Here is a 25,886-nt window from a genome sequence, read left to right as displayed (position 1 = left end):
GGCATGCCCCTACCGCTGCAGCCGCCGCTGAAGCCGATGCTCGCCAAGCCCGCCAAGGCCATCCCGGACTCCGGCGGCCTGCTGTTCGAACCGAAGTGGGACGGCTTCCGCTGCATCGTCTTCCGCGACGGCGACGAGCTGTACCTGCAGTCGCGCGCGGAGAAGCCGCTCAACCGGTACTTCCCGGAGGCCGTCGCGCGGCTGCTCGACACCCTGCCGCCGCGGGTCGTGCTCGACGGGGAGCTCGTCGTCGCGCGCGGGGGACGGCTCGACTTCGACGCGCTCACCGAACGGATCCACCCCGCCGAAAGCCGGATCACGCTGCTGGCCGCCGAACAGCCGGCCGAGTTCGTCGCCTTCGACGTGCTCGCGCTCGACGGCGAAACGCTGCTCGACGAACCGACGTCCGTCCGCCGCGAACGCCTCACCGAGCTGGCCGGCGACCGGTTCCCGCTCACCCCGGCCACCACCGAACCGGACACCGCGCGGCACTGGTTCGAGCTGTTCGAGGGCGCCGGCCTGGACGGCGTCATCGGCAAGCCCCTGGACGAGCCGTACACGCCGGGCAAGCGCGCGATGCTCAAGTACAAGCACCTGCGCACCGCCGACTGCGTGCTCGCCGGGCTGCGCTGGCACGTCGACGGCGGCCCGGGCGACCTGGTCGGGTCGTTCCTGCTCGGCCTGCACGACGACAAGGGCGTGCTGCACCACGTCGGCACGGTCGGGTCGTTCCCGAAGGACCGCCGCCGCGAGCTGGCCGAAGAGCTGGCGCCGCTGATCACCGACGGCGAGGACCACCCCTGGGGCGGCCGCGCGACCGGCGAGGCGCAGCGCGTCCCCGGCGGCATCACCCGCTGGCGCGCCACCGAACACGAATGGGTGCCGCTGCGGCCCGAGCGCGTCGTCGAAGTCGCCTACGAGAACACCGAAGGCGGGATGCCGTCGCGGTTCCGGCACAACGCGCGGTTCGTGCGGTGGCGGCCCGACCGCGAACCCGCGTCGTGCGACTACGGCCAGCTCGACGAGCCGGCCCGCTACGACCTCGACGCCGTCTTCCGCGGCCAGGTGGTGCGGACCCGCTAACCCGCGTCCCACACCGGCCGTGCGAAGCTCGGCCTGCCCCTTGATCGACGTCCGACGTGAGGATCCCGCCCGTGCGCCGCCGCCGTACCCGTCTCCTGGTCGCGCTGCTCGCCCTGGCCTCCGCCGCCGGGTGCGCCGCCGGGCCGTCGGTCCGCCCGGCGCTGGTCGAGAACGACGGGAAGACGACCGGCAGCACGCCCGCCCGGACGCCCGGGGTACCGCTGCCGCCGCTGGGCGAACCGCAGTCGCCGACGCTGAAGTGGGCCGACTGCGACGACGACACGCGCCAGCGCATCGGCACCCCCGCCGTGCCGGACAGCCTGCACTTCACCTGCGCCCGCGTCACCGCCCCGCTCGACGCGCCCGGCGAACCGCGGCGCTCGGTGGTGCGGCTGCTGGCGCTGAAGGTGGGCAGCGGGCCGGTGCCGCTGGTCGTGGTCAACGACGTCGACGGCGACCCGGGCAGCGTGTACGCCGCCCGGCTGGCCGCGGCGCTGCCGCCGGCGTTCCTGGCGAAGTTCTCGCTGATCGGCCTGGACCGGCGCGGCACCGGGCTCTCCGGTGCCGCGCAGTGCGTCCCGCCCGACATCCGGCACGACCTCATCGACGCCGACCCGGCCCAGGGCGGCCTCGGCGACGTGCTGGATGCGGCCCGCAAGGCCGGCCAGCAGTGCGCCATCGAGCTCGACGACTCCCAGACGGCGCTGGACAGCTGGCGCGCCGCGGGCGACCTCGACGAGCTGCGCAAGCAGCTGGGGATGGAGCGGCTCGACGCGCTCGGCCACGGCGACGGCTCGAAGGTGCTGACCGAGTACGCGGTGCGGTTCCCCGCCCAGGTCGGCCGCGTGGTCCTCGACGGCGTGCCCGACCCGGGCGCCGACACGGCCGCGGTGCTCGACGCCGTCGCCGCCGGTGCCCAGTCCACATTGGACGCCTTCGCCGCGGACTGCGCGGCGCGGCACTGCGCCCTGGGCGACCCGAAGGCGGCGCTGGCCGCGGTCGCCGACCGGCTGCGGCGCACCCCGGCGTCGACGGCCGACGGCATCCCGTTCGGCCCGGGCGTCGCGATGTTCGCCGTCTACTCGGGACTCACGCAGCGCACGCGGTGGCCGGAGCTGGCCGACGCCCTCGCCGCGGCCGGCACCGGGAACATCGAGCCCCTGGCCGCGTTCGTCTCGCCGGTGCTGCACGACACGCGCGCGCAGCCGTCGCGGATCGACTCCACGATCGCGACCCGCTGCAACGACAGCCAGACCCGCCTGTCGGCCGACCAGCTCGACCAGGTCGCCGCCGGGATGCGCGCGAAGTACCCCCAGTTCGGCACGGTCGTCGCCCAGCAGCTGGCCTGGTGCGGCCCGTGGCCGGTGCGGACCGAGCCGCTGCCGGCCCCGGGCGTGGCCGGCGTCCCGCCGATCCTGGTCGCGGCCACCGCGGCCGACCCGGCGACCCCCCAGGTCGGCAGCACCCGCGCGGCCGACCAGATGCCGTCCGCGGTGACGATCACCTGGCAGGGCGCGGGCCACGGCGCCCTCCCCGCCTCCCCCTGCGTCACCGAAGCCACCCGCGCCTTCCTCATCGACGGCAAAATCCCCGCCGACGGCACCCTCTGCCCCGCCTGACCACGTGATTGGGCAGGCATCTCGCGTGATCAGAAGGGACACACGCGTGTCTGGCGGGGCATCACGGCGATGCCCCGCCAATCACACGTGATGCCCCGCCAGACACGCGTGATGCCCCGCCAGACACACGTGATGCCCCTCGGATCACGGGTGGCGGGTGTTGAGGCGGGCGGCTTGGCGGGTTAGGTGGTCGGCTTCGGCGAGGCTTGACGCCTTCCGGGCCGCCTCGGCGTACAGCCGGGCTGCGGCCGGGAGGTCGCCGTCGCGCTCGTGGAGGTAGGCCGACACCGCCGCGTAGCGGGGCAGGGCCGGGTCCAGCTCGGCGAGGGCCGCGAGGCCGGCGCGCGGTCCGTCCGCTTCGCCGACGGCCACCGCGCGGTTCAGCCGCACGACCGGGCTGCCGGTGAGGCGGACCAGCTCGTCGTACCACTCAACGATCTGCACCCAGTCGGTCTCCGCCGCGTCCTGGGCGTCGGCGTGCAGGGCCGCGATGGCGGCCTGGGCCTGGAACTCGCCCAGCCGGTCGCGGGCCAGGGCCGCCTGCAGGAGCTCCACGCCCGTGGCGATCAGGGCGGTGTCCCAGCGGGTGCGGTCCTGGTCGGCCAGCGGGACCAGGCTGCCGTCCGCCGCCGTCCGGGCGGCGCGCCGGGCGTGGTGCAGCAGCATCAGCGCGAGCAGGCCCGTCACCTCGGGGTGGTCGATGGCCGCCGCCAGCTGCCGGGTCAGCCGGATGGCCTCGGCGGCGAGGTCGACGTCGCCCGAGTAGCCCTCGTTGAAAACCAGGTAGAGCACGCGCAGCACGGTGGCGACGTCGCCGGGCTGGTCCAGCCGCGCCCCGGACACCGTCCGCTTGGCCCGGCTGATGCGCTGCGCCATGGTCGCCTCGGGCACCAGGTACGCCTGCGCGATCTGCCGGGTGGTCAGCCCGCCGACGGCCCGCAGCGTGAGCGCGACCGCCGAAGACGGCGTCAGCGACGGGTGCGCGCACAGGAAGTACAGCTGCAACGTGTCGTCCTCGGCCGCCGCGGGCCCGGGCGCCACCTCGGCGTCGACGACGTCCTCGCGACGGCGGCGGGCGGCGTCCGCCCGGGTCGCGTCGAGGAACTTGCGCCACGCCACGGTGACCAGCCAGCCCTTGGGGTCCCGCGGCGCATCGGCCGGCCAGCTGCGGAACGCCTCGACCAGCGCCTCCTGGACGGCGTCCTCGGCCGCCGCGAAGTCGGCCCCGCGGCGGACGAGGACGGCCAGCACGCCCGGGGTGAGGCTCCGGAGCAGGGCTTCGTCCACGGTTCAGCCGATCCGCTCGGCCGGCTCGACGATGATCCCCTCGGGCCCGCGGACGTGGCCGAGCTCGAAGCTGTCCTCGTACCGCACGAGGTCGCCGACGACGACGTGCTCCCACCGGGGCAGGACCATGGTGTCCCCCGTCATTCCGTGATGGTGGGCGGCACGGTCAGGAACGGGCGCAGTTCGAGCCACTCGTGGATCGGCTCCCCGCCCGGGCCGGGCGCGGCCGACAGCTCGGCGGCCAGTTCGAGGGCGCGCTCGTAGCTGTCGACGTCGATCACCGTCCAGCCGGCGATGAGGTCCTTGGTCTCGGGGAACGGGCCGTCGGTGACCGGCGGCCGTCCCTCGCCGTCGTAGCGGACGAACGTCCCCTCCGGGGCGAGGGCCTGGTGTTCGACGAACTCGCCGGTGGCCACCAGCTTGGTCCCGAAGTCCTCCATGTACTTGACGTGCGCCGAAATCTCCTCCGGCGTCCACCGGTCCATCGGCGCGTCGCAGTTCGCCGGAGCCGGTGCGCCGCGGTAGTGCTTCAGCAACAGGTACTTGGCCATCGTCGTGCTCCCTCGGGTCTCGGCGGTCCATTCTGGCCGCTCGCACCCCGGGGACGGAGCCGGTTCGGGCTTTTCGACGTCGCCGGCGGAGATTTTTCCGGGCTACTGCCGGTAGGACTCCACCTCGGAGACCGGGCGGGCCTCGGCCTCGTCCGGGTTCTCGTGGAACTCCGTCTTCGCGCGCCGCTGGCGCAGCAGGTCCCAGCACTGGTCGAGCTGCTGCTCGACCGCGGTGAGCCGCTCGCGGTCGCCGCCGTTGAGCCCCACGCCGACCGACCGCGACCGGAGCTCGTGCTCCTCCGCGATCAGCTCGTCGATCCGGCCCAGGATCTCGCCGTCGGCCATCTGTTCCTCCTCGTCGCAGGGTGCGCTCGGGTCAGACGCTACCCCGGCCCCGGGAATTCCCGCCGCGCCCGGTTCGTTGACCAGGGCATGAGCACCGTTGAGCTGACCGCCGAGAATTTCGACCAGACGGTAACCGACAACGAGTTCGTCCTGATCGACTTCTGGGCGAGCTGGTGCGGGCCGTGCCGCCAGTTCGCGCCGGTCTACGAGAAGGCCTCCGAGAAGCACGAAGACATCGTCTTCGCGAGCGTCGACACCGAGGCGCAGCAGCAGCTCGCGGCCGCCTTCGACGTCCGCTCGATCCCGACGCTGGCCATCATCCGGGACAAGACCCTGATCTACGCCCAGCCCGGCGCGCTCCCCGAAGCCGCCCTCGAGGACCTCATCAAGCAGGCCCGCGACGTCGACATGGACGAGGTCAAGCGCAAGGCCGCCGAAGCCGAGGCCGAACAGGCCTGACCACCACCACATGCCGGAGGCCGCCCCGCGGGGCGGCCTCCGGCATGTTCAGGACTTCGTGGCGAGCCCGCGCAGGAAGAACGCCAGGTTCGCCGGGCGCTCGGCCAGCCGCCGCATGAAGTAGCCGTACCATTCGTCGCCGTAGGGCACGTAGACGCGCATCCGCGCGCCCGACGCGGCGATCCGCGTCTGCTCCTCCGGCCGGATGCCGTAGAGCATCTGGAACTCGTGGTCGTCGTCCTTGCGCCCGTTCTCCTCGGCCAGCGCGGCGGCGATCCCGATCATCCGCGGGTCGTGCGAAGCGACCATCGGGTAGCCGGACCCCGCCATCAGGACGCGCAGGCAGCGGACGTAGGACCTGTCCACTTCGGCCTTGTCCTGGAAGGCGACCGATTCCGGCTCGGCGTACGCGCCCTTGCACAGCCGCACGCGCGAGCCGGGCCCGGACAGCTCCCGGCAGTCCTGCTCGGTGCGCCGCAGGTACGCCTGCAGCACCGCGCCCACCCACGGGTACTCGCCGCGCAGCTCCTTCAGGATGCCGAGCGTCGAGTCCGTGGTCGTGTGGTCCTCCATGTCGAGCGTCACGGTGGCGCCGACCGCCTCGGCCGCCGCGCAGATCTTGCGGGCGTTCTCCAAGGCGACGTCCTCGCCGTTCGCCGGCAGGAACTGGCCCACCGCCGACAGCTTCACCGACACGTCGGCACCGGACGCCAGGCCCTCCGCGGCCAGCGCCGAGAGCACGGCTTCGTAGGCCGCCACGGTCGCCGCCGCCTGGGCGGCGTCGGTGGTGTCCTCGCCCAGGTGGTCGAGGGTGATCCGGCGGCCGTCCGCGGCCAGTTCCCCGGCGACGCGGACGGCGTCGGCGGTCTCGGACCCGGCGACGAACCGGCGCACCACGGATCGCGTGGCGGGCACGGCTTCGACGAGCGCCCGGATCTTCCGGGAGCGGGCGGCGGCGAGCAGCGGGGCGCGCAGCATGTCGGTCCTCCTCAGCCCTGGTGCGGGTAACGCACGCTGGTCGGCGGCACGAAGGTCTCCTTGACCGAGCGGGGGCTCGTCCAGCGGAGCAGGTTGAAGATCGAGCCGGCCTTGTCGTTGGTGCCCGAGGCCCGCGCGCCACCGAACGGCTGCTGGCCGACGACGGCGCCGGTCGGCTTGTCGTTGACGTAGAAGTTGCCCGCGGCGAACTTCAGCGCCTCGGCGGCCTTCGCGACCGCGGTGCGGTCGTTGGCGATCACCGCGCCGGTCAGCGCGTACGCGGCGGAGGAGTCGATCAGCTTCAGGACGTCGTCGAAGCCGCCGTCCTCGTAGACGAACACCGACAGGATCGGGCCGAAGTACTCGGTCGAGAAGATCTCGTGGTTCGGGTTGTCCGAGACCAGGATCGTCGGCTGCACGAAGTAGCCGACGCTGTCGTCGGCGGTGCCGCCGGTGAGGATCTCCACCGAGGCGTCGCCCCGCACGCGGTCGAAGAGGTCGGCGTGCTTCGTGAACGCCCGCCGGTCGATGACCGCGCCGCCGAAGTGCGACAGGTCGGTGACGTCGCCGTAGGTCAGAGCCTCGGTCTCGGCGACCAAGCCGTCCTTCAGCTCGTTCCAGACACTGCGCGGGATGTACGCGCGCGAAGCGGCGGAGCACTTCTGGCCCTGGTACTCGAAGGCGCCGCGGACCAGCGCGGTGCGCAGGACGTCGACGTCGGCGGAGGCGTGCGCCACCACGAAGTCCTTGCCGCCGGTCTCGCCGACCAGACGCGGGTAACCGCGGTAGCCGGTGATGTTCGCGCCGACCGTGCCCCACAGGTGCTGGAACGTCGCGGTCGAGCCGGTGAAGTGGATGCCGGCCAGGTCGCGGTGGGTCAGGGCGACCTCGGAGACGGCCTTGCCGTCGCCCGGCAGCAGGTTGATCACGCCCGGCGGCAGGCCCGCCTCTTCGAGCAGCCGCATGGTCAGGTGGGCGGCGAAGGACTGCGTCGGCGACGGCTTCCACAGCACGGTGTTGCCCATCAGCGCGGGCGCGGTCGGCAGGTTGCCGGCGATCGCGGTGAAGTTGAACGGCGTGATCGCGTAGACGAACCCTTCCAGGGGCCGGTGCTCCATCCGGTTCCACACGCCCGGCGAGCTGATCGGCTGCTCGGCGAGGATGCGGCGGCCGAACTCGACGTTGAAGCGCCAGAAGTCGGCGAGCTCGCAGGCGGAGTCGATCTCGGCCTGGGTCGCGGTCTTGGACTGGCCGAGCATGGTGGCCGCGTTCAGCGTGGCGCGCCACTTGCCGGTGAGCAGGTCGGCAGCGCGCAGCAGGATCGCGGCGCGGTCGTCGTAGGACAGCGCACGCCACTCCGGGGCGGCCTTCGCGGCGGCCGCGACGGCGTCGGTCGCGTCCTGCTGCGTTGCGCTGTGGATGGTGCCCAGCACGTGCTTGTGGTTGTGCGGCTGGACGACGTCGATCTTCTCGCCGCCGCCGGGACGCTGCTCGCCGCCGATGGTGACGGTCAGGTCGACCGGTTCCGCCTGGCCCAGCCGCTGGAGCGCACCCTCGAGTTCGGCGCGCTCGGCGCTGCCGGGTGCGTAGGTCAGCACCGGCTCGTTCGTCGGGGCGGGGGTCTGGGTCACGGCGTCCACGGCGGCTCCTCTGCTTACGGTCCGGATGCCCCGAACGGTAACTCCGGACACCCGCCGGCGGCTTGTTCGAACGGCTAAAATCGCTCGTATGATCTTGGCCGATCGGATAACCCGCTCGTGACGTCGCTGCGCCACGTCCTGGCGACCCTCGGCGAGCCGCTCGTCGAGGTCGTCGTGGCCCCGCACGGCCTCGGTGTCACGGTGAGCGACGTCGTCATCCTCGACCCGGAGGACCCCCTGGAGGCGTCTCCCGGCGACCTGGTGCTGGTGATCGGCGCGCGCGGCCGGGCGGCGGCGCCGGCGATCCGGGCGGCCGGGCGCGGCGGCGCGGCCGCGGTGGCGGTCAAGGGCGCGACCGGCGTCGACGTGGCCGCCGACGCGGGCATCGCGCTGCTCACCGTCGGTGCCGAGGCGCGCTGGGAGCAGGTGGAGGCGCTGGCCCGCGGGGTCGTCGAGGCGGCGCGCGCGGGCGGCGAGGCGGCCGGCGGCGAGGTCCTCGGCGACCTGTTCGCCCTGGCCCAGACCGTCGCGACGCTCACCGGCGGCCTGGTCAGCATCGAGGACACGGCGAACCGCGTGCTCGCCTACTCGCGGGCGGGCGACGAGGTCGACGAGCTGCGGCGGCTGTCGATCCTCGGCCGCGAAGGCCCGGAACGCTACCTCGCGATGCTCCGCGAATGGGGCGTCTACCAGCGGCTTCGCGCGGGCGAAGGGATCGTGCGGATCGACGAGCGGCCCGAGCTCGGCATCCGCCGCCGGATCGCGGCGGGCATCCACGCCGGCAAGCAGCCGCTGGGCACGATCTGGGTCCAGGAAGGCGCCCAGCCGCTCACCGAACGCGCCGAGACGGCCCTGCTCGGCGCGAGCCGCACCCTGGCGCCCCAGCTGATCCGCGCCCGCACGCTGCCGAGCCCGGAGCTGCGGCTGCGCGAAGACCTCCTGGCCAGCCTGCTGGAAGGGCGGCTGGACGCGGAGTCCGTCGCCGACGACATCGGCGCCGACCCTTCGCGGCCGGCGCAGGTGCTCGCGTTCGCGCTGGAGCGATCGGACAACCGCCAGCTGCGGCGCGCCGAGCTCGTGCACCTGATCGCCGTGCACACCGCGGCCTACCGGCGCAGCGCCCTGGTGAGCGTGATCGGCGGCCGCGTCTACGCCCTGCTGCCGGACCTGCCCGAGCACTCCGACGCGGCGGTGCTGGCGCTGGCGCGCGAAATCGCCGCCACCGCCCGCCGTCACCTGGACGTCCCGGTCCGGGCGGGCCTCGGCGGCGTCGTCCCCCGGCTGTCCGACGCGGCCGCGTCCCGCGGCGACGCCGACCGGGTCCTGGCGGCGATGACCCGCGGGCACTGGGCCGCCGACGTCGCTTCGCTGGCCGACGTCCGCGCCGAGGTGCTGCTGTCGGAAGTCCTGGCCTACCTGGGTTCGCAGCCGCGCATCCGCGACCCCCGGCTGACGGCGCTGGTGGAGCACGACGCCGAGCACGGCGGGATCCTGGTGCCGGCCGTGCTGGCCTGGCTGAACGCGTTCGGCGACGTCCGGACGGCGGCCCGGGCGCTGAACATCCACCCGAACACGGTCCGGTACCGCGTCCGGCGCGCGGCGGAAGTGTCCGGAGTGGACTTCGACGACCCCGCGCAGCGCCTCCTTACTCAGCTGCAGCTGCGGCTGTGACCCTGCTAGCTTCGCGCGCGTGGATCTCTTCTCGCGCACGTGGGCGGCGTTGCGTTTCGCGGTCGCTTCCCTTCCCGACGCCGAGTTCGCGAAGCCGTCCGGCTGCCGCGGCTGGCTGGTCCGGGACCTGGTGTGCCACCTGGTGATCGACGCGCAGGACGTGCTGATCACGCTGGCCACCCCGGCGTCCTCGGCGGTGACGCACGACGCGGTCACGTACTGGGCGGTGTCTTCCTCGCTTCCTTCGGGCGAAGACCCGCTGTCGGCGTTGATCGTCCGCCTGGCGGCGGCGTACGAGGACCCGGCGCTGCTGAAGTTCCACCTCGACGACGTGGGGTCGGCGGCGGGCCGCGCGGCGGACCTGGCGGACCCGGGCACGCGGGTGTCGACGCAGGAGATGGTGCTGACGGCGGGCGACTACCTCTCGGCGTACGTGCCGGAGTGGACGCTGCACCACCTGGACCTGGTGGCCCACCTGCCGTCGGTCGCCGGGCCGCCCGCCGAAGGCCTGGCCCGGACGCGGGTGGTGCTGGAGAAGATCGCGGGCACGGCGTTCCCGGCGTCCTTCTCGGACACCGACGTGCTGCGGGTGGCGACCGGCCGGCGCGCCCCGACCGAGGCGGAGGCGGCGGAGCTGGGCGGCCTGGCCGCGCGGCTGCCGTTCGTGCTCGGGTGAGGCAGGGCGCCCTGCCTCACCCGGCTCACGTCACGCCTTCACCAGGCTGAACCGGCGCCGTTCCACGTCGATGGCTTCGATGCGGACCGGCAGCCGCGTCCCGGGTTCCGGGGCCGCGTCGGTCACCAGCAGGCCGTGGATGCCGTCCGCGACTTCGACGAACGCGCCGAAGGGCAGCACCCGGGCCACGACGCCGTCGAGAACGCCGCCCTCGGTGTGGGTGGAGACGAACTCCTGCCATGGGGTCATGCGATTCACCTCCTCTCCGCGCACGTCCCTCGTGGGCTGTGTGCGGGGGAAGCGGCGGCCCGCGGGGCCGCCCGGAGGTCACGGCACAGCCGGGTACCCCGTCTGCTCACGGCTCGAGGCCGACCCGGCAGTCACCGGAAAAGGGTACCGCCCGGGCGCGGAATCACGCGAACGGTAATTCTCCGACGCGCTGTCCGGACTTCGGGAAATCAGCTCACACGAGGGTTCGCAGATCCGCCAGTTCGGCGAGCGCGGCGAAAGAATCGAACCGCGCGGATTGGTCGTGGGAGGCGGTCGTGGCGAGGATTTCGTCGGCACCCGCGGCGGCGACGAGCCGTCCCAGCCGGTCCGCCACCTCGGCCGGCGTGCCGGCGATCTGACCGTCGAGGGTCTCCTCGAGCCGCCGCCGCTCGCGGTCGGTCATCGGCCCGGCGAGGATGTCGCCGGACGGTTCCAGGGGCGGGAAGACGCCGTGGGAGCGCGAATAGACCGTCGCCCAGGCTTCGGAGACGAGCAGGCGCCGCGCGTCCGCCGCGGAACCGGCCACGGCGATCGCCGTCGACACCACGACGTACGGCTCCCGGGCCCACGCGGACGGCCGGAAGCCGTCGCGATAGCGCGTCACGGCTTCGATGAGCGCCGGTTCCCCGCGTACCGGCGCGATGACCAGCGGCAGCCCGAGTTCCGCGGCGAGGTCGGCGCCGGAGCCGGTGGCCAGCAGGAACGGCGGCACCCGCAGCCCCTCGGCCGGGTAGGCGTGCACCCCGGGGTGCTCGCCGGAGAAGAACCCGAGCAGGGCACGGACCTGCGCGCCGAAGCCGTCGGCCGCTTCCTTGCCGTGGCCCAGCGCTTCGCGGACGCCGGCGGTGAACCCGACCGACCGGCCGAGCCCCATGTCGATCCGGCCCGGGTAGAGCGCTTCCAGGACCCCGAACTGCTCGGCGACGACCAGCGGCCGGTGGTTCGGCAGCATGACACCCCCGGTCCCGACCCGGATCCGGCTGGTCGCGGCGGCCACGGCGGCGGCCAGCACGGTCGGCGCGGACCCGGCGACCCCGGGCACGCCGTGGTGTTCGGACACCCAGAACCGGTGGTAGCCCAGCCGTTCGACGCCGGCGGCGAAGGCGACGGTGTCCCGCAGCGCCCGGGCGGTCCCGCCGCCACGCCGCACCGGGGAGCGGTCCAGCACGGAGATCCTCACCCCGGGTGCAACGCCCGGCGCGGGCCGGGATTCCCGTCAGGGGCGCCAGCGCTCGCTGTAGTCCGGGTGGTCGGTGTAGGGCAGGGCCAGCAGGCGCAGCGTGAGGCACCAGTTGGAGCCGGCCTCGTCGGCGGGCACGTGGCAGGTCTCACACCAGTATTCGCTGCCGTAGAGCGGAAAGCCGGGGACCTTCTCCGACACCGTGGTGCGGTGCGCGAGCAGGATCCGCCGGGTCGCCTCGATCTCGTTGATCATCTGGTTGACCGCGTCGAGGTCCAGGTCGGTCAGCCCACGGATCTTCTGCTCCACGGCGACCTTCGTCTCGCCGCGGTTCATCGACTCGCCGGCTTTCGCCTTGTTGACGGCCTGCATGATCAACGCCTGCCGCGCGCCCACACGCGCGGCGAGGAATGCGATCAGGTCGTCCACGCAGGGCCTCCCTCCTCGAACCCGCCCCCCGATGGCCCCGGGGAGTCGTCGATTCGGAACGGCACGTTACGCCGTCGGAGGTCAAGATCGTGACAACGAGATCGGCCGTGCAAAATTTGTGACCCGAAAGGCGACAGCGGGCGCTTGCACGATCACTCCGCGTCTTGGGTTCGTTCTTTTGGTGGAGCGGGAAATGCGCGGGTGCGGGGGTTTCGGTGATGACCGCCACGGTTGTGGGGGTGGTTACAGTTCGTGCCGGGTTTGCGGGGGATTCGTGCCGCTGCGTAACACCGGACGCTGCGATGGCGTCAGTCTCCGCAGCACAGTCACGGAGGTTCTCATGTCCGTTCCGGCCGCACCCGGACCGCAGCTGCCGTACTTCCCGCCGGACGCGCCGACTCCCCGGCCCCGCCGGCGATGGCCGTGGCTGGTCGGCGGGCTCGCCGTGGTGGGCGCCCTGGCGGCCGGTGTCGTGCTGGCGCTCGCCTTCGGCAAGGCCACGGCCAGTCCGTGCCTGGACAAGGCGCAGCACGCCCCTTGCGCCGGCCCCGGCGGCACATGGATCTCCGCCGACGGCGGCGCTCGGCCCCGTGACGCCGCCGCGCCCGCGACCACGAGCCCGTCGATCCCCGCCTTCGCCGTCCCGACCACGACCGAACCGGCGCTGCCCGAGCCGACCGCAACGGACTACTCCGTCGACCTGGCCGTCCAGTCCAAGCAGTGCTTCGGCTCGGCCGGGTGCAACGTGGTCGTCGAACCGAAGCTCACCGCGCTCGGCGCGAGCACCCTGCTCTGGGAGTGCGACATCACCTACAGCATCTCCGGGGACACGTCCGGCGACCTCATCGAAACCGCCTACGCCCAGGGCGGCAGCTCCTACCGCGTCGACCGCACCAGCATGAGCACCAAGAACGGCAAGGTCGTCCCGAAGGCCACCGTGACCGCGGTCAGCTGCCGCAAGCCCTGAGCTCAGTCGTTCCGCGCCTTGCTCGGCTGAACCCGCTTCGGCTCCCCCGGCATCTTCGGATAATCCGGCGGATACGGCAGCTCACCCAGCCCGTGATCCCGCTCGTCCCGCTCGTACCACTCCAGCGCCGTCTCCAGCCCGAACGGCGAGGCGTCCATCGGCGCGTGCAGGTCGCCGTGCTCCTTCAGGAACGCCGGGATCGTCAGGACGTCGAAGTCGTCCGCGTCCACCTCGCCCAGCAGGTCCCACGTCAGGGGTGTCGACACCGTTGCGCGCGGGGTGCCGCGGACCGACCAGCTCGAGGCCACCGTGCGGTCGCGGGCCGCCTGGTTGTAGTCCAGGAACACCCTTCCCCCTCGCTCCTCCTTCCACCACGCGACCGTCGCCTTGTCCGGGATGCGGCGGGTCACCTCGCGGCCCAGGGCGATCACCGCGTGGCGGACCGCCACGAAGTCCCACTCCGGGCGGATGCGGACCAGCACGTGCACGCCGCGGCCGCCGGAGGTCTTCGGGTAGCCCGTCAGGCCCGCGTCCGCCAGGACCTCGCGGACCACCGTCGCCACCTCGACCGCGTCGGCGAAGCCCGCCCGGTCCGGGGGGTCCACGTCGATGCGCAGCTCGTCCGGGTGGTCGACGTCGGCCCGGCGGACCGGCCACGGGTGGAAGTCGAACGTGCCCAGGTTGGCCGCCCACGCGAACACCGCGGGCTCGGCCGGGCACACCTCCGCCGCCTTGCGGCCGGACGGGAACGTGATCTCCGCGCTCGACACCCACTCCGGTGCGCCCTTGGGCACGCGCTTGGCGTAGAACCACTCGCCCTCGACGCCGTCCACGTAGCGCTTCAGCGTCGTCGGGCGCTCGCCGATCGCGCGCAGCAGCGGGGCGCCGACGGTGATGTAGTGCTCGACGACCTGCCTCTTCGTGATGCCGCGCTGCGGGAAGTACACCTTGTCCGGGCTCGTGACGCGGACCGTGCGGCCGCCCACCTCGTACTCGACCGGGTCACCGTGCTGGGGCATGCGGCCACGCTAGCGGTGATCGCGCCGCCCGGCTCCCGCGAGAATGCCCGGCCGGTAGGCTGGAGCGGGTGTCCGGCCGCACCAAGCTGATCGTCGCGCTCGCCGTGCTCGCCCTCTTCGCGGCGGCCGCGGTGCTGCTGCCGATCCCCGGTCCGGCCGAGCTGCGGGCCTGGGCCGCCGCCACCGGCCCCGCCACGCCGCTCGTGCTGTTCGTCGCGTACTCGCTGCTCACCGTCGCCCCCGTCCCGCGCACCGTGTTCAACCTCGCCGCCGGCCTGCTCGTCGGCACCACCGCCGGGATCGCGATCGGCCTGGTCGCCACCACGATCGCGGCCGCCCTGTCCTTCGGGCTGGCGCGCCTGCTCGGCCGTGACCTCATCACCCGCCACCTGCACCGATCGGCCGTGCGGACGGTCAACGACCGGCTCGCCGGCGGCGGCACCCTGGCCATCACGTCGCTGCGGCTGATCCCGGTGGTGCCGTTCGCCCCGTTCAGCTACCTCTGCGGGGTGTCCTCGGTGCGGCTCGTCCCGTACCTGGCCGGTACGCTGCTCGGCAGTGTGCCCGGTACGGTCGCGGTGGTCGTCCTCGGCGACGCGCTGACCGGCGACACGCCGCCCGCGCTGCTCGCCTGTTACGGCGTGTTCGCGCTGGCCGGGGCGATCGGGCTGGTCAAGGTGTTCAAGAAGCGGGCACCGGGCGAAAAGGCCCGCCGGACAGGCTGGCTGACGCGAACTCCCGCGCGGCCGACCGCTACACTCGATCGGGTGCGCGAAGCGGAAACGCGCTGAGCAGAGCCACCACCACCGGGAATTTCGTCAGGAGCAGTCGCCATCGACACCGGTCAGCTGATCGCCGGGCACTACCGCCTCGTCGAGCACATTGGTAGTGGCGCCATGGGAGTGGTGTGGCGCGCGACGGACGTGCGCCTCGAGCGCACCGTCGCGATCAAGCAGATCCTCCCCCAGCCGGGCGTCTCCGAGACCGAACGCGACAACATGCGCCAGCGCGCCATGCGCGAGGCGAAGAACGCGGCCCGGTTCCAGCACCCGAACGCGATCGTGGTGTTCGACATCGCCGAGCACAACGGCGACCCCTGCCTGGTGATGGAGTACCTGAACGGGCCCAGCCTCTCCACGATCCTGTCCGAGGAGGGCACGCTCCCGCTCGGGCGCGTGGCCCGGATCGGCGAGCAGGTCGCGTCCGCGCTGGTGGCCGCGCACCGCGCCGGGATCGTGCACCGCGACGTCAAGCCGGGCAACATCCTGATCGACGAGACCGGCACCGCGAAGATCACCGACTTCGGCATCTCCCGCGCGGCCGGCGACATGACGCTGACGGCGACCGGCCTGATCGGCGGCACCCCCGCGTACCTGGCGCCCGAGCTCGCGCGCGGCGCGGACCCGGTGCCCAGCTCCGACGTCTTCGCCCTCGGCGCGACCCTCTACCAGGCGATCGAGGGCGCCACGCCGTACGGCAACACCACGAACCAGCTCGCGCTGCTCTACGCGGCGGCGAACGGCCAGATCAACCCGCCGGTGCAGGCCGGGGCGGCCACCGCGCTGCTGATGAGCCTGCTGCGCAGCGAGCCGGGCGAGCGGCCGAGCATGGCCGAGGCCCGCGAGCGGCTGGCGGCGCTGGCCCGGACCGAGCCCGGCGGCATGACGGCGTCGCCGCCGCTGCTGTCCGGGGGCGCGGGCCGCAAGCCCGCCGCGCCCGCCGACGGCGAGCGCCCGCCGTGGCAGCGGACCGAGAACCAGGCACCGTCTTCGCCGCCGGTCGGCACGCCCACCCCGGCGGCGGCGAGCAAGGCGCCGTCGAACCCGCCGCGCCCGACCGCGGCGTTCATGCCGATGCGGTCGCCGGCCGCGCCGCCGAACACCCCGCCCAGACCGGTGCCCGCGGCCGCGCCGACGGCCAGGGCGCCCCAGTACTCGTCGAACACCCCGAAGGCCGACAACAAGCGCAAGTACGCGCTGTTCGCCGGGGCCGGCGCCGCGGTCGTCGTGGTCGCCGTGATCGTGTTCCTGGTGCTGAACTCCGGCAACGGCGGTTCCGGCGGCACGCAGACCGCCCAGTCGCCGGGTGGCCAGCCCACGGCGGGTCAGAGCTCGCCCAAGACCACCGGGTCGAGCAGCAGCTCGAACGTCTCCGCCAAGCTGGGGCAGACCCCGACCGACTCGCCGGTCACCAACTTCAGCTCGGCCGGCCAGCTGGTCATCGACTACTTCAGCGACCCGGCGGCCCACTGGGACATGCTCACCCCGGCCGCCCAGCAGGTGTACGGCAGCGAGGACAAGTACCAGGCGTACTGGGACGAGAACAAGAAGAGCATCAACGGGCCGACCAAGGCGAAGGCCGACTCGGGCGGCAACGAGGCCGACGGCTCGCTGGTCATGAACGTCAACGTCGGGGGCGGCCGGCCGGGTTTCCGGCTGGTCAACGTCGGCGGCCGCACCCTGATCGACGCCAACACGAAGCTCGGCGGCTCGGGTTCTAACAACTGAGAGTTGACGCGCGTTCAGTGGGCTGAGCGGTCCCGATGGCCTACCGTGGTGGCATGGCCGACAACGGAGCTTCGCTGCCGGGCCAGAATCCTCGCTTCCACGAGGACCTGGTCGGCCTGGACCCGTATGACCCGGAGGCGCGGGCGTTCGCCGAGCACCTCGACCGCATCGAGCGGTGCGGCCCCAACTTCACCATCGAAGCCGCCCTCGACGGCGTGGCCGACTTCGCCGACTCCAGCAACCGGCTCGGCGGGCTGCGCTACTGGGTGTCCGCCCTGATCGTGGTTCTCATCGTGCTCGGCGTGATCGTGGCCGCATGGGACATCGTGGTGCACGCCCTCGCCTGGCTCGCGGCGTAACGTGGATCGGGTGAAAGGTATGAAACCCGTTGTCGGCGCGACCCCGCGCGTCGTGAAGTCCGAGCAGGAGTGGCGGGCGCAGCTCAGCCCCGACGAGTACGCCGTGCTCCGCCAGGCGGGGACCGAACGGCCGTTCACCGGCGAGTACACCGACACGAAGACCACCGGCGTCTACGCATGCCGGGCGTGCGGTGCCGAACTGTTCCGCAGCGACACGAAGTTCGAGAGCCACTGCGGCTGGCCGTCGTTCTACGACCCGGCCGACTCCGACGCCGTGCTGCTGCGCGAAGACCGCACCATGGGCATGAAGCGGATCGAGGTGCTCTGCGGCTCCTGCCACAGCCACCTCGGGCACGTCTTCGAGGGCGAGGGTTACCCGACCCCGACCGACCAGCGGTACTGCATCAACTCGATTTCGCTCAAGTTGGCACCCAAGTCCTGAAGACGCACAGCCTAAATCTCCCTTAAGCGAGCAACCCGCCGCCCTCCCTCGAACGTAGTCTCCGCACACGGACGAGGGAGGGCGGACTCATGACCGACACCTGGGGCATTCCCGGACCGGTGTTTTCGGGCCTCTACCTGGGCTTGCTGCTGGCGGTGGCGCTGTACGGCGTGGTGCGCCTCAGCCGGCTGTCCCGCGGGACAGCCGGCGGCGCGCCCGAGCGCCCCGAAGAGTTCGCGCTGCTGGCGGGCGGGCGCGTCCGGCTCGGCGAATTCGTCGTCGCGACGCTGCTGGAGCGGAAGTTCGTCCGCCTCGACGGCACCGGCAAGCTGCACCGCACCGGCGGCGCGGCGGCGGACGACCTCGGCCGCGCCGCCCTCGCGCGGATCGGCAAGTCCGGCAACTCGATCGCCCGCGTGAGCGCCGAGGTCGGGCAGCACGCGTCGGTCCCCGGACTGGAGGCCGGGCTCACCGCCCGCGGCCTGCTCACCGACGTCCGCGCGGTCCGCGCGGCCTGGCTGGCCACGGCCGTGGCCTTCTGGGCACTGGCCGCGCTCGGCGTGGTCCGGCTGATCGCCGGTTCGGCCACCGGGCACCCGGTCGGCTACCTGATCCTGCTGCTGGTGCTGAACACCGTCGCGGGCATCGTCCCCTCGGTCCGCGCCGCGAACCCGCCGAACGTCAAGATCACCGCCGCCGGGCGGGCCGCCCTGGACAAGGCGCGCCGCGACGGCACCTTCACCGCGGGCCCGGCCGGCACCGTCGCGTCCCACGGCCTGAGCGCGCACCCCGACAAGGACGTCCGGCTGGCCGTCGGCCGGGCCGTGCGGCAGACGGCCGCGCAGGCCTACCGCCGGCCCCGGGCCGGCTGGGCGGCGGCCGGCGGCGCGAGCGCCGGCTACTACGGCGGGTCGAGCTGCGGGGGCGGCGGCAGCTCCTGCGGTGGCGGCGGGGGCGGCGGCTGCGGGGGTGGCGGGGGGTGCGGCGGTTGAAACGCCGACGCGAGCGCGTGCGTCTCACAGCTACGGTAACCGCGACACACTGAGGGGAGACGGGCGATGACCGACCCGTGGGGCATTTCCGGACCGGATTTCGTGGTCCTCTACATCGCGTTGCTCGGCGCGGTCCTGCTGGCCAGGGTCGTCGTGTCCGGGATCGTCACCAGCCGGGCGAGGCGGGCGGACCACGTCCCGCCCGGCCCGCCGCCGACGGTCTACCAGCTCGCCTTCCTCGCCGGCGGTCCCGACCGGGCCGCCGACGCGGCCATCGCGGCGCTGGTGGACCGCGGGCAGGTGCGCGTCAACAGCTACCAGCAGATCAGCCAGGCCGGCACCCGGCCGGCCGAGCCGCTGGAGCGGGCGGTGTTCGACGCGGCGCAGCTGAAGACGACCTCGACCATCCGGTCCTCCGTCCGCCGGTCAGCGGCCATGCGGGCGCTGGAGGAGGGCCTCGACCAGCGCGGCCTGCTGGCGTCGGCCGCGGCGAAGCGCCAGGCGCGCACGTTCGGGCTGCTGCTGCAGCTGGCCGTGCTGGCCCTCGGCGTGGTGCGGCTGGTGAACGGCCTTTCGCTGGGTCGCCCGGTCGGGATCCTGGTGTTCCTGGTGCTGGTCGCGGCGGTGCTGACGGTCGTGGCGGCGATCCGCCGGTCGAAGACGGGGGCGCGGCAGCCGTCGGCGGCGGGCCACCGCCTGCTCGGCCAGGCCCGTGCGGCGGCGAGCGGCCCGGTCCCGGCCGGCATGCTGGCCGGCGGCGTCCTCCTCGGCGGCGCGGCGGCCGCGGTGGCGCTGGGCGGCTGGGCGATGTACCCGGACGAGGAGCTGAGCGCGGCCCTGACCCCGCCGGTGACGTCGTTCGGCGGCGGCGGCTCGTCCGGGTCGTCCTGCAGCAGCGGGTCGTCCTGTTCGAGCTCGTCGTGCAGCAGCGGCTCGTCGTGCGGTGGCGGCGGGTGCGGCGGAGGGGGCTGCGGTGGGTGAGCTGGGCATCGGGATCGGCTGGCGGCACGAGCTCGACCTGTCCATCGCGCGGCTGCCGGGCGTGGACTGGGTCGAGGTCGTGGCCGAGAACCTGCACGCCGACCACCTGCCGGAGACGCTGGTGGCGCTGCGCGAGCGCGGCCTGCCGGTGCTGCCGCACGCGGTCTCGCTGTCCCTCGGCGGGGCCGAGCCCCTGGACACGGGCCGCGTCCAGCACCTGGCGGAGGTGGCGCGGGCCCTGGACGCGCCGCTGGTCAGCGACCACGTCTGTTTCGTGCGCGCGGGCGGGCTGGATTCGGGGCACCTGATGCCGCTCCCCCGCACGCGGGAGGCGCTGGACGTGCTGGTGGCGAACGTCCGGCTGGCCCAGTCCATCGTGGACGTGCCGCTGGCGCTGGAGAACATCGCCGCGGTGCTCGACTGGCCCGACGCCGAGCTGACCGAGGAGCAGTTCCTCACCGAGCTGACCGAGCGGACGGGCTGCCGGCTGATCATCGACGTGGCGAACCTGTACGCCAACGCCCGCAACATCGGCACGGACCCGGCGGCCTTCCTCGACGGGATCCCGTGGGAACGCCTGGCGTACGTGCACATGGCGGGCGGCGTCGAGCGCGACGGCGTGTACCACGACACGCACGCGCACCCGGTGCTGCCGGAGGTGCTGGCGCTGCTGACCGAGCTGCGCCGCCGCACGGACCCGCCGGGGGTGCTGCTGGAACGCGACGACGACTACCCGAGCGACGCGGAACTGGCCGCGGAGCTGGCGGCGTTGCGCGCGGCGGTGACGACGTGAGCCGCGCGGACCTGGCCCGGCGCCAGGCCGAGCTGCTGCACGCGTTGCTGGCGGACGGCCCGCCCCCGGACGGCTTCGACCCGGCCCGGCTGCGGGTGGAGGCGACGGTGCTGCGCCGCAAGCACGGGCGGGTGCTGGCGTACCAGCGGCCGGAGCTGGCGGAGGAGCTGGGCGAGCGGTACGGGCCACTGTTCGCCGAGTTCAGCGCGGGCCGGCCGAAGAAGGCGGCGGAGCGGTCGGGGGCGTACGCGGACGAGTTCGTGACGTGGCTGATCGAGGGCGGGCACCTGCCGAAACCGAAGCGTCGGCTGGTGGACCGCCTCCGGCGCCGCTAGGGCGTCCAGGTCGGTTTGTCGACTCCCGGTTCCCGCGTCCCGAACTCCCAGTACGGCTCCGCCCCCGGCAGCCCGCCGGCCATCCGGACCCGCGTCAGCCGCCCGTACCCGCTGTCCGCCTCTTCCATCAGGTCGCCGTAGTCGACGTCCGCCGCCGCCGGGTCCTTGCGGCCCAGCGAATCCAGCCACCGGCCCGTGCCCGCCAGCGACAGCCGCGCCCGCCAGGCACCGCCGTCGGCCACCTGCCGCCGCAGCGCCGTCATCACGGCCGCCGCCGTCAGCCAGCCGGTGGCGTGGTCCAGCGCCTGGACCGGCAACGGCGATGGTTCCCCGGCACCGAACGCCATCCCGTTCGACATCTGGACCAGGCTGTCGAACCCGCGCCGCCGGGCCCACGGGCCTGCCCAGCCGTACGCGCTCAGGTCCGCGATCACCAGCCCCGGCCGCAGCTCGGCCAGCTCCGCCGGCCCGAGCCCGATGCGCTCCATCGCCCCCGGGCGGAACGACTGCAGCAGCACGTCCGCCCGGCTGATCAGCTTCTTCAGCCGCGCGCGGCCACCCTCGGTGTCCAGGGCCACGAACGCCGAGCGCTTGCCCTGGTTCGTGTCGCGCACCAGCGCCTCGACCCGCGGCAGGTGCGCCGCCCCGATGTGCAGCACGTCGGCGCCGTGGGCCGCCAGTACCCGGCCCGCCACCGGGCCGGCCAGCACGTGGGTCAGCTCCAGCACCCGGATCCCGCCCAGCGGCCGGTCGGAGTAGAACAACGTCCGCTTCGGCGCGTCCGCGACCGGCTCCAGCGAGACCAACGGCAGCGAAGCCACCGCTTCGCCCTGCGGGTGCGCGGCCCAGTCTTCGGGCGACCGCAGCTCGGCGGCCGCTCCCCCGGCGCTCACGACCGCGTGCTCCACCTCGCGCGCCGGACGGCCGGCGACCGCCTTCGCGACCGCGCCGCGGGTTCCCGGCACGCCGAGGCCCCAGCACACCGCCGCTTCGTGGCGCGGGTAGTTGCAGTGCAGCCGCACCCAGCCGTCGGCGGCCCGGTAGTTGCCCGACAGCGGGGCCCAGACCGCCTCCGCGCCGACGCCGTCCACGCGCAGCAGCTGCTCGCTGTGGAACGCCGCCGCCGCGTGGCGCGTGTCCGCCGTGACGGCACCGGGCTCGATTCCGCGCACGCGCAGCATCTCCCCGGCCGCCAGGGTGGCCGCCGCGATCGACGCCGTCGCGGCCGCCGCCACGCGGTACGGGCCGGGCAGCACGGCCTCGGTCCCGGTCAGCTCGAACTCCCCCGGCGCGGACCCGGTCAGGGCGTCCCAGACGCCCTCGACGATCTCGCGCACTACGGGAGCGCCGCGACGAGCTCGGCGGGCGGCACGCGGGTGCCGGTGTAGAACGGGATCTCCTCGCGCACGTGCAGCCGCGCCTCGGTGCCGCGCAGGTGGCGCATGAGGTCGACGATCCGGTGCAGCTCGTCGGCTTCGAAGGCGAGGATCCACTCGTAGTCGCCCAGTGCGAAGGACGCCACGGTGTTCGCGCGCACGTCCGGGTAGTCGCGGGCTTCCTTGCCGTGGTCGGCCAGCATCTTGCGGCGGTCGGCGTCCGGCAGCAGGTACCACTCGTAGGACCGCACGAACGGGTAGACGCAGATATACTTGCGCGCCTCTTCGCCGGCCAGGAACGCCGGGATGTGGCTCTTGTTGAACTCGGCGGGCCGGTGCAGCGCGGTCTGGCTCCAGACCGGCGTCGACGCGCGGCCCAGCGGCGTCCGGCGGAACCCGGCGTAGGCGGCCTGGACCTGCTCGATCTCCTCGGCGTGCCACCAGATCATGAAGTCGGCGTCGGCGCGCAGCGCGGACAGGTCGTAGACACCCCGGACGACCACGCCCTTGGCCTCGAGACCGTCCAGGTACTCCGTGGTCTCGCGGCCGGCGGCCCCGCGGTCCTCGCCCAGCCGGCCCGGCTCGATCCGGAAGACCGACCAGGTGGTGTAGCGGATGGTGTCGTTGAGCTCGTTGTAGTTGACCCGCGCCATGAGTCCATCCTGTCACCGTGGCGGCGCGCCCGCCGCCACGGGTCAGGTGAGCGCACTCACGCGGTCAGATGGGCCGCGATCCGCTGCGCCGCGGCCTCCGCCGTCGCCACACACGCGGGCAGGCCGACACCGTGCAGGGTCGCCCCGGCGATCGCCAGGCCCGGCACCGCCGCGACGGCCTTCTCGATCCGCTCCACCCGGTCCAGGTGCCCGGTGCCGTACTGCGGCAGCCCGCCGCCCCACCGCGTCACCAGCGTCTCCACCGGGGCCGCGGTCACGCCGGTCAGGCGGGCCAGGTCGGCGCGGACCACGCGGACCAGCTCGACGTCGTCGGCGCGCAGCGCGCCCGGCTCGCCGAACCGGCCGACCGAACCGCGGACCAGGACCGGGCCCCTCCCGTAGTGCGCCCACTTCCGGGACGAGAAGGTGAACGCCTTCGACGCGTACGGCACGCCCGAAGCGTCCCGCTCGCCGTGGCCGATCAGGATCCCCGACGCCTCGGGCAGCGCCGTGCCGGGCGGCAGGGCCAGCGCCACGACGGCCATCGACGCCAGTTCGACCTCGCCGAACGCCGCCGAAGCCGCCGGCACCAGCTCCGCGAGCAGGCGGCGGGCCGAGGGCGCCGGCACCGCGAGCACCAGTGCGTCCGTCTCGAAGGTGTTGTCCGCCGGGGCGTGCGCGGTCGGTGCCGCGCCGATGCGCAGTCGCCAGCCGGGGCCGTGCCGCTCGATCTCGCACACCGGCAGGCCCGTCCGCAGCTCGGCGCCGGACGCCGCGGTCAGCCGGTCGATCACCGTGCCCAGGCCGCCCGGGACGGTGCCGAACACCGGCGCCGTGGACGGGTTGGCCGGCAGCTGGCCGGCGGCCGCCGCGGTCAGCGAGCCCGCGCCCGCGGCCAGCGCCGAAGCCAGGCCGGGCATGGTCGCGCGCAGGCCGAGGCCGTCGGCCCCGCCCGCGTAGACGCCGCCGAGCAGCGGGTCGACCAGGCGGTCCACGAGTTCGTCACCGAAGCGCTCGCGCAGCAGCGGCCCCAGCGGCACGTCCCCGCCCGGCAGCCGCAGCTCCGGCAGCGACGGCTCGGCCTCGACGGCCTTGCGCCCCGCCTCGGACAGCACCCCGGCCACCGATTCCGCCGACGCCGGCACGCCCATGACCGTGCCGGGCGGCAACCCGGTGACCGCGCCGCCCGCGTGGATCTTCGCGCGGGCCCTGGTCGGGTGGACGACGTCGAGCCCGAGCTCGCGGACCAGCGCGAGCATCTCGGGACGGCGGACGAGGAACGCCTCGGCGCCGACGTCGTAGGGCACGCCGGCGAGCTCGGCCGTGCGCAGCTTCCCGCCCGGCGTCGTCGTCTTCTCGAACACCGTGATCCCGGCATCGGGGCCGAGCAGCCGCCGCAGCCGGTACGCCGCGGTCAGCCCGGAAACGCCCGCCCCGACGACCGCGACGCGCTTCACAGCTCGTGCACCAGCCCGACCACGCGGGTCAGCACGTCGGGGTCGACGCCCGGCAGCACGCCGTGGCCGAGGTTGAAGATGTGGCCTTCGGCGGCCTTGCCCTCTTCGGCGATCCGCCGGACCTCGGCTTCCAGCACCGGCCAGGACGCGTGCAGCAGCGCCGGGTCGAGGTTGCCCTGCACGACGGCGCGGCCGCCCAGCCGCCGCACCGCTTCGTCCAGGGGGATCCGCCAGTCGACGCCGACGACGTCCGCGCCCGCGTCGCGCATCGCGGCAAGGAGCTCGCCGGTGCCGACGCCGAAGTGGATCCGCGGGACGCCGTACTCCGCGACCCCGTCGAGGACCTTCGCCGAGTGCGGCAGGACGAACTCGCGGTAGTCCCGCTCGGACAGCGCGCCGGCCCAGGAGTCGAACAGCTGGATCGCGTCGACGCCGGCGTCGAGCTGCGCGCGCAGGAAGGTCAGGGCGATGTCGGCCAGGCGCCCGGCCAGCTCGTGCCACACCTCGGGCGAGGAGTGCATCAGTGCCTTGGTGTGCTCGTGGTTGCGGCTCGGCCCGCCCTCGATGAGGTAGCTGGCCAGCGTGAACGGCGCACCCGCGAAGCCGATCAGCGGCGTTTCGCCGAGCCGCTCGACCAGCAGCCGGACGCCGTCGGCGACCTTCGCGACGTGCTCGGGTTCGAGCACCGGCAGGGCCTGCACCGCGGCGAGGTCGCGCACCGGCGTGGCGGCCACCGGGCCGGTGCCGGGGACGATGTCGATGTCGACGCCGGCCGCCTTGAGCGGCACCACGATGTCGCTGAAGAGGATCGCCGCGTCGACGCCGTGCCGGCGGACCGGCTGCAGCGTGATCTCGGCGAGCATCTCCGGGTCGAAGCAGGCGTCGAGCATGGGCACGCCTTCGCGCAGCGCGCGGTACTCGGGCAGCGAACGCCCCGCCTGGCGCATGAACCAGACGGGCGTGCGGGCCGGGCGTTCGCCGCGCGCGGCGGCCAGGAACGGGGCTTCGGGCAGCTCGCGACGGCCGGACGGGACGGCCTGGTGCGGCAGGGGCGTGGTCTGAGACATCGCCGTCAATCGTGCCACGAGCCCGAGCGGGCCGTTCCCTCGGCGCGCCTGCGCCCGCAACGGGCCGTGCCCGCCCTAAAGTCGGTGCGTGACCGCGATGACGCCAGTGCCCGAGCTCTTCCGCGAAGCAGTCGCGGCGCTGCAGTCCGTCCGGCCCCGCCCGGAGGTGCTGCTGGAGCCGATGCGCCCGCCGCAGCGGCTGGCACCGTGGTCGTACGCGGTCAGCTGCGAGGTCGCCGGGCCGGCCGACGTGCTGGCGTCGGGACGCCTGGTCCTGCTGCACGACCCGGACGGCCAGGACGGCTGGGACGGCGTGCTGCGCCTCGTCATGTATGTGCGCGCGGAGCTGGACCGGGAGCTGGCGACGGACCCGTTCCTGCCGGCGGTCGGCTGGTCGTGGCTGACCGACGCGCTGGAGGTGTCCGGGGCGGGCTGGACGGCCCTCGGCGGCACCGTGACCGAGACGTCGTCGGCCCGCTTCGGCGACATCTCCGGCCCCGCCCGCACCGACGACCTGGAACTGCGGGCGTCGTGGACGCCGGCGGACGGCTCGCTGGTGCCGCACGGCCAGGCCTTCTGCCAGGTGATGGCCAGCGTCGTGGGCCTGCCGCCGGTCGGCGTGACCCTCTTCGGACAGCGCCAGGGCTCCTGACCCGGCCCCGGGGGGGGGGGGGGGGGGGGGGGTTTAACCCCCCCCACACAAACACACCCCCGGCGCGGGGGGGGGGGGGGAAGAAAAAAAACAACAAA

Annotated in this window: 29 protein-coding genes; 15 read left to right on the top strand and 14 right to left on the bottom strand. The window is 73.8% G+C overall.

Features of this window, described 5'->3' with window-relative positions; all coding sequences use genetic code 11:
- The first annotated feature begins 3 nt into the window (after positions 1 to 3).
- Both ABZW17_RS26185 and ABZW17_RS26180 read left to right on the top strand, forming a co-directional pair.
- Positions 4 to 1,083, top strand: a complete 1,080-nt coding sequence (locus ABZW17_RS26185) for an ATP-dependent DNA ligase (protein WP_354819388.1) — start codon at positions 4 to 6, stop codon at positions 1,081 to 1,083.
- Positions 1,084 to 1,154: 71 nt separating this feature from the next.
- Complete coding sequence (locus ABZW17_RS26180; protein WP_354819385.1) at positions 1,155 to 2,702, top strand: alpha/beta fold hydrolase; 1,548 nt, start codon at positions 1,155 to 1,157, stop codon at positions 2,700 to 2,702.
- Between the two features lie 144 nt (positions 2,703 to 2,846).
- Here the strand turns inward: ABZW17_RS26180 and ABZW17_RS26175 are convergent, their stop codons facing one another.
- The 4 genes from ABZW17_RS26175 to ABZW17_RS26160 form a co-directional block, all read right to left on the bottom strand.
- Entirely contained in the window at positions 2,847 to 3,989 is a 1,143-nt protein-coding gene (locus ABZW17_RS26175) for a DUF6596 domain-containing protein (RefSeq protein WP_354819382.1), read from the bottom strand.
- Between the two features lie 3 nt (positions 3,990 to 3,992).
- The gene (locus ABZW17_RS26170; protein ID WP_354819379.1) at positions 3,993 to 4,133 is read right to left on the bottom strand and encodes a hypothetical protein; all 141 of its coding nucleotides are present in this window, start codon (positions 4,131 to 4,133) and stop codon (positions 3,993 to 3,995) included.
- Entirely contained in the window at positions 4,130 to 4,540 is a 411-nt protein-coding gene (locus ABZW17_RS26165) for a YciI family protein (RefSeq protein WP_354819376.1), read from the bottom strand. Before ABZW17_RS26165 ends, ABZW17_RS26170 begins: the two co-directional genes overlap by 4 nt.
- Positions 4,541 to 4,642: 102 nt before the next feature.
- On the bottom strand, positions 4,643 to 4,885 hold the full coding sequence (locus tag ABZW17_RS26160) for a DUF2630 family protein (protein ID WP_354819373.1): 243 nt from the start codon (positions 4,883 to 4,885) through the stop codon (positions 4,643 to 4,645).
- Between the two features lie 87 nt (positions 4,886 to 4,972).
- Between ABZW17_RS26160 and trxA the strand changes: the two genes are divergently transcribed.
- The gene (trxA, locus tag ABZW17_RS26155) at positions 4,973 to 5,344 is read left to right on the top strand and encodes a thioredoxin (RefSeq protein WP_354819370.1); all 372 of its coding nucleotides are present in this window, start codon (positions 4,973 to 4,975) and stop codon (positions 5,342 to 5,344) included.
- A gap of 48 nt (positions 5,345 to 5,392) precedes the next feature.
- On the opposite strand, the gene ABZW17_RS26150 is transcribed toward trxA, so the two are convergent.
- Together ABZW17_RS26150 and pruA are read right to left on the bottom strand one after the other, a co-directional pair.
- Positions 5,393 to 6,322, bottom strand: a complete 930-nt coding sequence (locus tag ABZW17_RS26150) for a proline dehydrogenase family protein (RefSeq protein ID WP_354819367.1) — start codon at positions 6,320 to 6,322, stop codon at positions 5,393 to 5,395.
- Between the two features lie 11 nt (positions 6,323 to 6,333).
- Complete coding sequence (gene pruA / locus ABZW17_RS26145; RefSeq protein ID WP_354819364.1) at positions 6,334 to 7,962, bottom strand: L-glutamate gamma-semialdehyde dehydrogenase; 1,629 nt, start codon at positions 7,960 to 7,962, stop codon at positions 6,334 to 6,336.
- A 117-nt stretch (positions 7,963 to 8,079) separates the two neighbouring features.
- On the opposite strand from pruA, the gene ABZW17_RS26140 reads away from it, so the two are divergent.
- Positions 8,080 to 9,633: a helix-turn-helix domain-containing protein gene (locus ABZW17_RS26140; RefSeq protein ID WP_354819361.1), complete on the top strand. Its 1,554-nt coding sequence runs from the start codon at positions 8,080 to 8,082 to the stop codon at positions 9,631 to 9,633.
- Between the two features lie 19 nt (positions 9,634 to 9,652).
- Positions 9,653 to 10,309: a maleylpyruvate isomerase N-terminal domain-containing protein gene (locus ABZW17_RS26135; RefSeq protein WP_354819358.1), complete on the top strand. Its 657-nt coding sequence runs from the start codon at positions 9,653 to 9,655 to the stop codon at positions 10,307 to 10,309.
- Between the two features lie 30 nt (positions 10,310 to 10,339).
- On the opposite strand, the gene ABZW17_RS26130 is transcribed toward ABZW17_RS26135, so the two are convergent.
- The 3 genes from ABZW17_RS26130 to ABZW17_RS26120 all read right to left on the bottom strand — a co-directional run bounded on the left by ABZW17_RS26130 (position 10,340) and on the right by ABZW17_RS26120 (position 12,188).
- Positions 10,340 to 10,558: a hypothetical protein gene (locus ABZW17_RS26130; protein ID WP_354819355.1), complete on the bottom strand. Its 219-nt coding sequence runs from the start codon at positions 10,556 to 10,558 to the stop codon at positions 10,340 to 10,342.
- Positions 10,559 to 10,772: 214 nt separating this feature from the next.
- Positions 10,773 to 11,747, bottom strand: a complete 975-nt coding sequence (locus tag ABZW17_RS26125; RefSeq protein ID WP_354819352.1) for an MsnO8 family LLM class oxidoreductase — start codon at positions 11,745 to 11,747, stop codon at positions 10,773 to 10,775.
- Positions 11,748 to 11,795: 48 nt separating this feature from the next.
- Positions 11,796 to 12,188 carry a DUF6221 family protein gene (locus ABZW17_RS26120; protein ID WP_354819349.1) on the bottom strand — a complete coding sequence of 131 codons (393 nt, stop codon included), beginning with the start codon at positions 12,186 to 12,188 and terminating at the stop codon, positions 11,796 to 11,798.
- Between the two features lie 340 nt (positions 12,189 to 12,528).
- Between ABZW17_RS26120 and ABZW17_RS26115 the strand changes: the two genes are divergently transcribed.
- Positions 12,529 to 13,155 carry a hypothetical protein gene (locus ABZW17_RS26115; protein WP_354819346.1) on the top strand — a complete coding sequence of 209 codons (627 nt, stop codon included), beginning with the start codon at positions 12,529 to 12,531 and terminating at the stop codon, positions 13,153 to 13,155.
- A 2-nt stretch (positions 13,156 to 13,157) separates the two neighbouring features.
- On the opposite strand, the gene ABZW17_RS26110 is transcribed toward ABZW17_RS26115, so the two are convergent.
- Entirely contained in the window at positions 13,158 to 14,174 is a 1,017-nt protein-coding gene (locus ABZW17_RS26110; protein WP_354819343.1) for a DNA polymerase domain-containing protein, read from the bottom strand.
- A 68-nt stretch (positions 14,175 to 14,242) separates the two neighbouring features.
- On the opposite strand from ABZW17_RS26110, the gene ABZW17_RS26105 reads away from it, so the two are divergent.
- From ABZW17_RS26105 to ABZW17_RS26070, 8 genes are all read left to right on the top strand, one after another.
- Positions 14,243 to 14,965 (top strand): TVP38/TMEM64 family protein, encoded by a 723-nt coding sequence (locus ABZW17_RS26105; RefSeq protein ID WP_354819340.1) that lies wholly within the window; start codon positions 14,243 to 14,245, stop codon positions 14,963 to 14,965.
- 57 nt (positions 14,966 to 15,022) lie between these two features.
- Entirely contained in the window at positions 15,023 to 16,681 is a 1,659-nt protein-coding gene (locus tag ABZW17_RS26100) for a protein kinase (RefSeq protein WP_354819579.1), read from the top strand.
- A 53-nt stretch (positions 16,682 to 16,734) separates the two neighbouring features.
- Positions 16,735 to 17,040, top strand: coding sequence for a hypothetical protein (locus ABZW17_RS26095; RefSeq protein ID WP_354819337.1), 306 nt, complete (start codon positions 16,735 to 16,737; stop codon positions 17,038 to 17,040).
- Between the two features lie 19 nt (positions 17,041 to 17,059).
- On the top strand, positions 17,060 to 17,482 hold the full coding sequence (msrB, locus tag ABZW17_RS26090; protein WP_354819334.1) for a peptide-methionine (R)-S-oxide reductase MsrB: 423 nt from the start codon (positions 17,060 to 17,062) through the stop codon (positions 17,480 to 17,482).
- Positions 17,483 to 17,571: 89 nt separating this feature from the next.
- On the top strand, positions 17,572 to 18,474 hold the full coding sequence (locus ABZW17_RS26085) for a TIGR04222 domain-containing membrane protein (RefSeq protein ID WP_354819331.1): 903 nt from the start codon (positions 17,572 to 17,574) through the stop codon (positions 18,472 to 18,474).
- Between the two features lie 66 nt (positions 18,475 to 18,540).
- Positions 18,541 to 19,455: a TIGR04222 domain-containing membrane protein gene (locus ABZW17_RS26080; RefSeq protein ID WP_354819328.1), complete on the top strand. Its 915-nt coding sequence runs from the start codon at positions 18,541 to 18,543 to the stop codon at positions 19,453 to 19,455.
- Positions 19,448 to 20,248, top strand: coding sequence for a DUF692 domain-containing protein (locus ABZW17_RS26075; protein ID WP_354819325.1), 801 nt, complete (start codon positions 19,448 to 19,450; stop codon positions 20,246 to 20,248). Before ABZW17_RS26080 ends, ABZW17_RS26075 begins: the two co-directional genes overlap by 8 nt.
- Positions 20,245 to 20,583: a hypothetical protein gene (locus tag ABZW17_RS26070; protein ID WP_354819323.1), complete on the top strand. Its 339-nt coding sequence runs from the start codon at positions 20,245 to 20,247 to the stop codon at positions 20,581 to 20,583. Before ABZW17_RS26075 ends, ABZW17_RS26070 begins: the two co-directional genes overlap by 4 nt.
- Here the strand turns inward: ABZW17_RS26070 and ABZW17_RS26065 are convergent.
- The 4 genes from ABZW17_RS26065 to hemE are packed head-to-tail and all read right to left on the bottom strand — an operon-like array spanning position 20,580 to position 25,136.
- Entirely contained in the window at positions 20,580 to 21,920 is a 1,341-nt protein-coding gene (locus ABZW17_RS26065) for a CoA transferase (RefSeq protein WP_354819320.1), read from the bottom strand. The two genes, ABZW17_RS26070 and ABZW17_RS26065, sit on opposite strands and share 4 nt — an antisense overlap.
- Positions 21,920 to 22,612, bottom strand: a complete 693-nt coding sequence (hemQ, locus tag ABZW17_RS26060) for a hydrogen peroxide-dependent heme synthase (RefSeq protein WP_354819316.1) — start codon at positions 22,610 to 22,612, stop codon at positions 21,920 to 21,922. Before hemQ ends, ABZW17_RS26065 begins: the two co-directional genes overlap by 1 nt.
- Positions 22,613 to 22,668: 56 nt before the next feature.
- Entirely contained in the window at positions 22,669 to 24,069 is a 1,401-nt protein-coding gene (hemG, locus tag ABZW17_RS26055; protein WP_354819313.1) for a protoporphyrinogen oxidase, read from the bottom strand.
- Complete coding sequence (hemE, locus tag ABZW17_RS26050; RefSeq protein ID WP_354819310.1) at positions 24,066 to 25,136, bottom strand: uroporphyrinogen decarboxylase; 1,071 nt, start codon at positions 25,134 to 25,136, stop codon at positions 24,066 to 24,068. The genes hemG and hemE overlap by 4 nt, the downstream gene beginning before the upstream one ends.
- Before the next feature lie 88 nt (positions 25,137 to 25,224).
- Here hemE and ABZW17_RS26045 point away from each other — a divergent pair, with 88 nt between their 5' ends.
- On the top strand, positions 25,225 to 25,788 hold the full coding sequence (locus ABZW17_RS26045; protein WP_354819307.1) for a DUF3000 domain-containing protein: 564 nt from the start codon (positions 25,225 to 25,227) through the stop codon (positions 25,786 to 25,788).
- Positions 25,789 to 25,886: the final 98 nt, after the last annotated feature.

The sequence above is a fragment of the Amycolatopsis sp. NPDC004625 genome (genome assembly GCF_040609695.1).
Lineage (GTDB): Bacteria > Actinomycetota > Actinomycetes > Mycobacteriales > Pseudonocardiaceae > Amycolatopsis.
The sequence above is the reverse complement of the archived record's forward strand: the minus strand, read 5'-3'. Positions and strand labels throughout refer to the sequence as shown.